Origin of the sequence: Moorena sp. SIO4E2 (assembly GCF_010671945.1) — a bacterium.
Lineage (GTDB): Bacteria > Cyanobacteriota > Cyanobacteriia > Cyanobacteriales > Coleofasciculaceae > Moorena > Moorena producens.
In genome coordinates, this window is sequence record NZ_JAAHIE010000403.1 from 1 (window position 1) to 6,829 (window position 6,829).

Consider the following 6,829-nt stretch of genomic DNA (forward strand, 5'->3'; position numbering starts at 1 on the left):
ACGATCTCTGATGACAAATACGCACTAATGGATGGGGGATACTATTGGTCAGATGAAATAGACGATTGCTTTTGGGCCAGATGGGTGTTAACCAACTTTAGCTGCAAAAGAGAACTAATGGCATTAGCAGATGAAACTGTATATGTATCAAAAAGCCAACGAAAATCAATCCCTTTACTCTGCCCTAATATCATATACGGAAAGCGTCAGAATGCACTATTCGGTATATCTCCAAAAGTCATCTACAACGGTGTGGATACTGACAAGTTTGAGTTTGATAAAGGACTTGATACTCTTGTCTATAATTTACATAATAGTAGGGGGGAACCAATTGATATACCCAAAAATGGTAAGATAATTCTATACCTTGGAAGACTTGACATATATAAGGGGGTTATATACCTTGCTAAGGCGATACCCACAATTTCCAAGAGATTTCCAAGCATTACATATTTATTTGTCGGCGGATATTCACCAGGCTTTGACGAAGAAATACGCAAAGCTTGCGAATATAATAAGGACGTTATAATTACGGGAAGAATTCCCGGAGAAAGAAATGCTGCTGCGCTTTTCAAGAGAGCGGATCTAACAATCCAGCCCACCCTGGGTGAAAGCTTCAATCAAGTAGCACTGGAATCATTATTTATGGGGACTCCCGTAGCTATATCCAATATTGATGGTCCGCAAGAAATCTACGTGAAACAAGGATTTGCCTTTGGCCTAAAACCAGGTGACAGCTGTGCAATTGCTGAGACAATAATATCGATCCTTGAAAATTTAGATGAAGCGAAAGAAAAGGTACAAAAAAATAAAAAAAGACTAAAAGAAACTTATCATGCAGGAAAAATGTGTTCTGATTACAATAATCTTTTCAAATCTCTTATTGGACAATAAATAGACATCTCCATAATACCATAAAATCCTCAAACTATAGTATAATCAAGAATTACGCATTACCGCTATATATAGCGTATAAGTTGGTCATAATTCCCGATATATCCACTATAATTAGTGCGGTTGCGTAAGTCCTGTATAATCTTACTTTTTTCAGTCAAATATGATCCAAAATTAGATGGGATTACCCTGTTGAAAGACGGGGGTTTTACGCTCAACCTTGATAAAATTAACCTACGACTGATTAGGAGATCCATTTATGTCAACCAGCAACTCTGGTATTTATTTGCACCCTAGCATTATGGCACACATTTCTAAAGCCAAAGTCAACACTATCTTAGAGCTTGGAGCCGGTGACGCATTGGACTCAATCGCACTAAATCGTGCTTATAATGCTCCAGTTTATGTATTTGAATGTCACCCGGATTCATTAGTCCTATGTTCTCAAAACATAAAAAATCACCCAGATATTCACTTAATCCCAAAAGCCGTTTGGAATCAAACGACTACTTTAGAGTTTAATATGGTTGTGAATGGCAATCCTTTTGCGTCATCCTGTTTGACCCCAAATCCGGCGTATCCTTTTGAGAAATACGAATGTAAGCAGATCCCGGTTAATGCAACCCGTCTTGATGATTGGTTAAGCACCAACAATATTAATAATGTCGATCTTCTTTGCATCGATCTTCAAGGAGCTTGTCTACAGGCCCTCGAAGGAATGGGTAACTATCTCAATTCTACAAGATATATTATTGCAGAGATCGAAATTCAGCCCATATATCATGAAGAAGCATTACATGGTGAGGTTTGCAATTTCCTTAAGGAGCAAGGTTTTGAGCAAGTTCTTTGTATTCGCAAATGGCTTACTAGTGAGGGACGATGGCTGGAACAGATAAACCAAGACACTGCGGAAGGCACCCCAGGATGGTTCGCAGATTATCTCTTTGTTAACCACAGGATAGACAAATAGGCTTTCCTCTGTGGTTTAGACTAAAAAAATCGGCTCTACCGAACTTGCTGTGTAAAACTATTATGGAATAATTCCTATAATCCTTATTGGGCGGTAGTTTGAGTTTTTAAGCGATGCAGCGCGGTCTTGGGGAGGCAGCGCGGTCTTGGGGAGGCAGCGCCTTCATGCGGGGGTTTCCCCCATGAGCGACTGCCGTGGTTTCCCCCATGAGCGACTGCCGTGGTTCCCCCCATGAGCGACTGCCGTGGTTTCCCCCATGAGCGACTGCATCAAGAGATAGAATGATTTTTTAGAAATAACCCGTCCCATCAGACCTAGTGGTCAATAAGCGCGGTTTTATACACACTATGTTCCGTAGAGCCTAAAAAAGTAATGGCATTAAGGTTTGAGGGATTAATTCAATAAAGCGATTATAACTAACTAAATTTGGAAAATTACTTGAGTTATAGTTAGCAATGTAATTGATATAATACCTTGTTAAGCAACGATAATTAGAGCAATTAAAATAAATTATTATTGTCATAACTTCACTTAATTTCAGACGACTTTTCCGATTTATTTGGGTAATTTTATCAGAAATTAACTGGCTTATCAATTCAAATTTAAAACCTTTACAAAAATCGTATAATTACCAGAACAAAGTCTCTATATCTATCATAATTCTTGTTTTGAGTAGAACCCTTAAACTTTAATTTAAAGGGGTTTATCTTATTTAAGATAACCAATTTTTGGGTACTGGTTCCGTCGAATGTGAAGGATAAAAGCCTTGCAGGTCATGAAATAGGGGCATGCTGGAGTTAATAGAAGCCTTTCCTCAATGGTGGTTGTATGATCGAACTATTTTCCTACCCATGTCCTGGATGTGGGAGTGAGGATGTGTACCCTCACCACCGCTATAGTACTCAAAACCATGGTTTCCGTACGATTTATCATTGCCGAGAGTGTGACATCTATTTCAGCGAGACCTTTGCAACGCCACTGGCGGGTCTGACCACTCCCCTGAGTCGGTAATCCGTGATTCTTAAAGCCAGAAGTGAAGGTATGGGTCCCAATGCCACAGCTCGAACCTTCAGTGTGTCAAAAAAGAGTGTAATTGATTGGGAAAGACGTTTAGCGGGTCTCAAACCTACCCTGATGCTCTATGCTCTGCTCCATCAGTTTATTCATCAGGAGATAGAAGGTTCGGAGCTGTATACGAAAGTAAATAAAAACCTACCTGCTTCAGTGTCACAAGGATGGACAATGGTCTTGATGGAGCGAGGCAGTCGGTTTCTATGGGAATTGCACTGTGGACCTAAAGACCAGCAGTTATTTGAGCAGGGGTTGAAAGTTTTAGGGAAGGTGATTGACCAAACCGGAAGCCTCAATCTCTTAACCGATGGAGAACGACGATATGGCAACCTGCTGTTTGAGATCTGCCATGAGGTGATCCGCACAGGTCGACCGGGACGTCCACCAAAGCGGTTGCAAAAAGGGATCCGAGTGCGACTTAAAAATAAGGGTGCGAACAAAGGTGCAGGTCGTAAACGAAAAAAATATCAAGCTCCTGTGCCTGAGCATCCTGAAACTGAGCATGATGTCACCGAAAGTGATATTCATGCCAATCATGGCTCAGCTTTCAATGCTTCTCTCAGACGTCGTAACGAGCGCCTTTCGGCGTAAAACCAACACCTATGCGTTCATCTCGCAAAAACCTTCAAAGAACCCTTGATGTCTACTGGTTAATACACAACTGTGTAAGAGTTCATTTTACCACAAAGATTGTGCCTGCGGTGAAATTAGGCATTTTGGAGGTGGGCATATCTTGGTCGCAGTTATTCACAATTCGATATGCTCTGTAAAGACCTAATATCAAAACTTTTCGCTTCTCACTAGGCGGAACCAGTGCCAATTTTTGAGCGTTTATTTAATAAAAATTAATTAAGATTAAAAAAAATTTACTAATTGATTTTTCCTTCTCCCCCTATTTCTCAATAAATTTCGCTAATTGAGAAATTATGGGTAGGGGATAAAATCCTGTACGTCTCACGGAAAGTGGTTTCTAGCCAATTTACTTATATCGAACTCAGGTTAACTTTAAACACTCATGCTGCGCATTGAGATGTGGGGCTTCTCGCGGAGGAAGCTAAACTCAGAAGCCCAATACTGCTGTCAACCCTAGGCTCAGTATTGGGCTATGAAAGTTAATTGTTTGGCTTTGCTTAATAATGGAATGATTTTAAGAGTGAGGTGGAATAGGAATCAGGCGTGGAACGAGCCGCACTGCCCGTTACAATCTTCGGGCGGGCAGGATGCCCGCTCTACTCCTATTCATTCAAAGATTCAGCAACCCCAACAATTAAGCCAATCGTTGAGTCCAACTCAACAAGCGTGAGACAATCCCTGTGGCTAGGTTATGGCTCGACTCTTGGGAATCGTCGGGAAAAATATAACCCACTGGTACCACAATCAGGGTAATGCCGCGCCGACCAACAACTGTAACTGGGTCTTCAGGTTCAAGGGTGACTTGAAAATCGGAGCATACTTCTGCTGGCCAGTAAGTTGCTTTATACTTGACTCGTCCTGGCTTATGAGGGGTAATTGTCTTTTCTACCTTGCCAGTGCCAGGCTCTGAGAATAGGTTCATCTCTTCCATGGTGGGGTTTTTAGTTGATTCCATTTGCTGCCTGCTCCCTCAGCTTTACCTTACCTTTAAACTCTACTTTCCTTTTTTAAAGCTTGGTGAGGTATGCCATGCCACTATTTAAACCTGTACACAATTCCTTGGTAGTTAAGGTCTGAGCAAAATTCGGCTGTAATCCTAGCTGTGTCTATTATTAGATGCTGCTATGCCTAAGGTGATAGGTCGTTCTTTCCATAGACAGTTGCTTAACTGGCAACTTCTCCACCTAAAGAATTAGTGCAAAAAGCTTCCAAGTATGGAAGGTATGGCTGAGGCAGGTTTAAATGGAAAATTGACAAGTGATGCAGCGCTACTCCCTACTCCCTACTCCCTACTCCCTACTCCCTACTCCCTACCGGCTTAAGTACCTCACCCCATTGAGAACTGCTATCAATGATAAATGACAAACAAGAATACCATATATCTTTTGTAATCCTGATTTCCGGAGTGGCTGCCATTGGTGGTTTTTTATTCGGTTTCGACAGTGCAGTGATTAATGGCACCATTACAGCACTGCAAAAAGCCTTTAACTCCACTAGCGTCGGGACGGGATTCTCAGTATCTTCGATGCTGCTAGGTTCTGCAGTTGGGGCGTTTTACGCTGGACAGATGGCGGATTGGTATGGCCGTAAAAAGGTGATGCTGATGACTGCTGCTTTATTTACGATCAGTGCCATTGGCTCTGGTATAGCAATCGGTATCTGGGATTTTGTAGTCTATCGACTGGTGGGTGGCATTGCTGTGGGTGCCGCTAGTGTAATTAGTCCAGCTTACATTGCAGAGGTTTCTCCAGCTCACCTACGGGGAAGGTTAGGTTCTCTCCAGCAATTGGCCATTGTTATTGGTATTTTTATTGCTTTTGTCAGCAACTACTTGATTAGTATGGTTACCGGTTCAGCAGAAGCACCACTTTGGTTTTCTATACCGGCTTGGCGCTGGATGTTCTGGATGGAGCTTATTCCAGCAACTGTTTATTGGGTGGGGGCTTGGTTGATTCCTGAATCTCCCCGGTTTTTGGTCTCTATTGGCCGCTTGACAAAAGCTGCTGCTGTTTTCGCCAAGATTGAGAGTGGTGATGTCCAAGCCAAGGTCTTGGAAATTCAGCAAACAGTTCTCAAGGAGCGCAAGCCTAAACTCTCTGACCTGATTGGTAAAAATGGTATGCTGCTTCCCATTGTCTGGCTAGGCATGGGACTATCTATATTTCAACAGTTTGTGGGAATTAATGTAGTATTCTACTACGGTAATGTGTTATGGCAAGAGGTAGGGTTTTCAGAAGGGGATTCCCTGCTAATTAATGTGATTACTGGCGCTATTAATCTTCTTACTACCCTTTTAGCGATCGCATACATCGACAAGTTTGGACGCAAACCCCTTCTGCTGATCGGGTCTATTGGCATGACCTTGACCTTGGGGATAATGGCATTTATTTTTACTTTCGCCCAGTTGGATAGCGCTGGTGAATTGATTCTGACTCACTCTCAAGGGATTGTTGCCCTCTTAGCCGCTAACCTGTATGTGTTCTGCTTCGGCTTTTCCTGGGGACCAGTGGTCTGGGTGATGCTAGGGGAAATGTTCAACAACCAGATTCGAGGCTCTGCACTGTCTGTTGGTGCTTCAACTCAATGGCTGGCCAATTTTTTCATTACCATCACCTTCCCCATTCTCCTGACTAGATTTGGTTTAGGTACTGCTTATGGTCTTTATACCATTGCTGCTGCTATCTCCTTTTTCTTAGTTGTTTTCGCAGTTCGGGAAACCAAAGGTAAGGAACTCGAAGCAATGTAATCGTAAGTATTCAGCTATAAGCTATCAGCTATTGAATAAAACGTAAGCATTGGTTTAATCTCAGTGAAGTCACAGGCTGGAAGCCTGTGCCACAAAGCTGACCGCTGACCGCTGATCCCTGTTCGCGTAGCGTGCGCGTAGCGCATTAGCTGAATACTTACAATATTACTCCTACTGTTGTTGCTCCTGCTCATTTTCTGGTTTTAGCTCCTGTTCTTTATCCTGTGTTTGCTGCTGCTCATCTTCTTGTTTTTCCTCCTGTTTGCCCTCCTCTTCTTCCTTCTGTTTTTCCTCATACTCTTTCAGGAGTTGAGCAACTCGCTTCTGAATCTCTAGGTGCTTTTCTACACCTTCATAAGTATAACGGTTATAACCATTACTGTCGATTATAGCTTCTAAATTATTAATCCGTTCTTTAGTTTCTGGGTGGGTTGAAAGCCAAGGAAATAATGGTTTTGGTCCACCTTGATCATGGAGGGTAATCATCAAATTGCGCAATCCATCTGCTGCATAGA

The 6,829-nt window shown here is 42.3% G+C and carries 5 protein-coding genes and 3 pseudogenes; 4 read left to right on the forward strand and 4 right to left on the reverse strand.

The window, feature by feature from the left end; translation table 11 throughout:
• Both F6K37_RS28720 and F6K37_RS28725 read left to right on the forward strand, forming a co-directional pair.
• Positions 1-894 (forward strand): glycosyltransferase family 4 protein (locus F6K37_RS28720; RefSeq protein ID WP_287253851.1); only part of this gene is annotated, 894 nt, incomplete at its 5' end.
• A 259-nt stretch (positions 895-1,153) separates the two neighbouring features.
• Positions 1,154-1,864, forward strand: coding sequence for an FkbM family methyltransferase (locus F6K37_RS28725; RefSeq protein WP_287253852.1), 711 nt, complete (start codon positions 1,154-1,156; stop codon positions 1,862-1,864).
• 367 nt (positions 1,865-2,231) lie between these two features.
• Here the strand turns inward: F6K37_RS28725 and F6K37_RS45700 are convergent.
• Positions 2,232-2,459 (reverse strand): annotated as a pseudogene (locus tag F6K37_RS45700) (IS982 family transposase); the annotation flags it as partial.
• A gap of 233 nt (positions 2,460-2,692) precedes the next feature.
• Between F6K37_RS45700 and F6K37_RS28730 the strand changes: the two are divergent.
• A pseudogene (locus tag F6K37_RS28730) lies at positions 2,693-3,705 on the forward strand (transposase).
• A gap of 497 nt (positions 3,706-4,202) precedes the next feature.
• On the opposite strand, the gene F6K37_RS28735 reads toward F6K37_RS28730, so the two are convergent.
• Complete coding sequence (locus tag F6K37_RS28735) at positions 4,203-4,523, reverse strand: NfeD family protein (RefSeq protein ID WP_075903262.1); 321 nt, start codon at positions 4,521-4,523, stop codon at positions 4,203-4,205.
• 396 nt (positions 4,524-4,919) lie between these two features.
• On the opposite strand from F6K37_RS28735, the gene F6K37_RS28740 reads away from it, so the two are divergent.
• Positions 4,920-6,314 (forward strand): sugar porter family MFS transporter, encoded by a 1,395-nt coding sequence (locus F6K37_RS28740; RefSeq protein ID WP_287253855.1) that lies wholly within the window; start codon positions 4,920-4,922, stop codon positions 6,312-6,314.
• A 14-nt stretch (positions 6,315-6,328) separates the two neighbouring features.
• On the opposite strand, the gene F6K37_RS28745 is transcribed toward F6K37_RS28740, so the two are convergent.
• Both F6K37_RS28745 and F6K37_RS28750 read right to left on the reverse strand, forming a co-directional pair.
• On the reverse strand, positions 6,329-6,460 hold the full coding sequence (locus F6K37_RS28745; RefSeq protein WP_287253857.1) for a hypothetical protein: 132 nt from the start codon (positions 6,458-6,460) through the stop codon (positions 6,329-6,331).
• A gap of 25 nt (positions 6,461-6,485) precedes the next feature.
• Positions 6,486-6,829 (reverse strand): annotated as a pseudogene (locus F6K37_RS28750) (peptidase M48); the annotation flags it as partial.

Excerpts from the sequence above, each read along its gene's own strand:
- F6K37_RS28740 (WP_287253855.1), top strand. The coding sequence starts at position 4,920 with ATGATAAATGACAAACAAGAATACCATATATCTTTTGTAATCCTGATT.
- F6K37_RS28725 (WP_287253852.1), top strand. The coding sequence starts at position 1,154 with ATGTCAACCAGCAACTCTGGTATTTATTTGCACCCTAGCATTATGGCA.
- F6K37_RS28735 (WP_075903262.1), bottom strand. The coding sequence starts at position 4,523 with ATGGAATCAACTAAAAACCCCACCATGGAAGAGATGAACCTATTCTCA.
- F6K37_RS28745 (WP_287253857.1), bottom strand. The coding sequence starts at position 6,460 with ATGCGCTACGCGCACGCTACGCGAACAGGGATCAGCGGTCAGCGGTCA.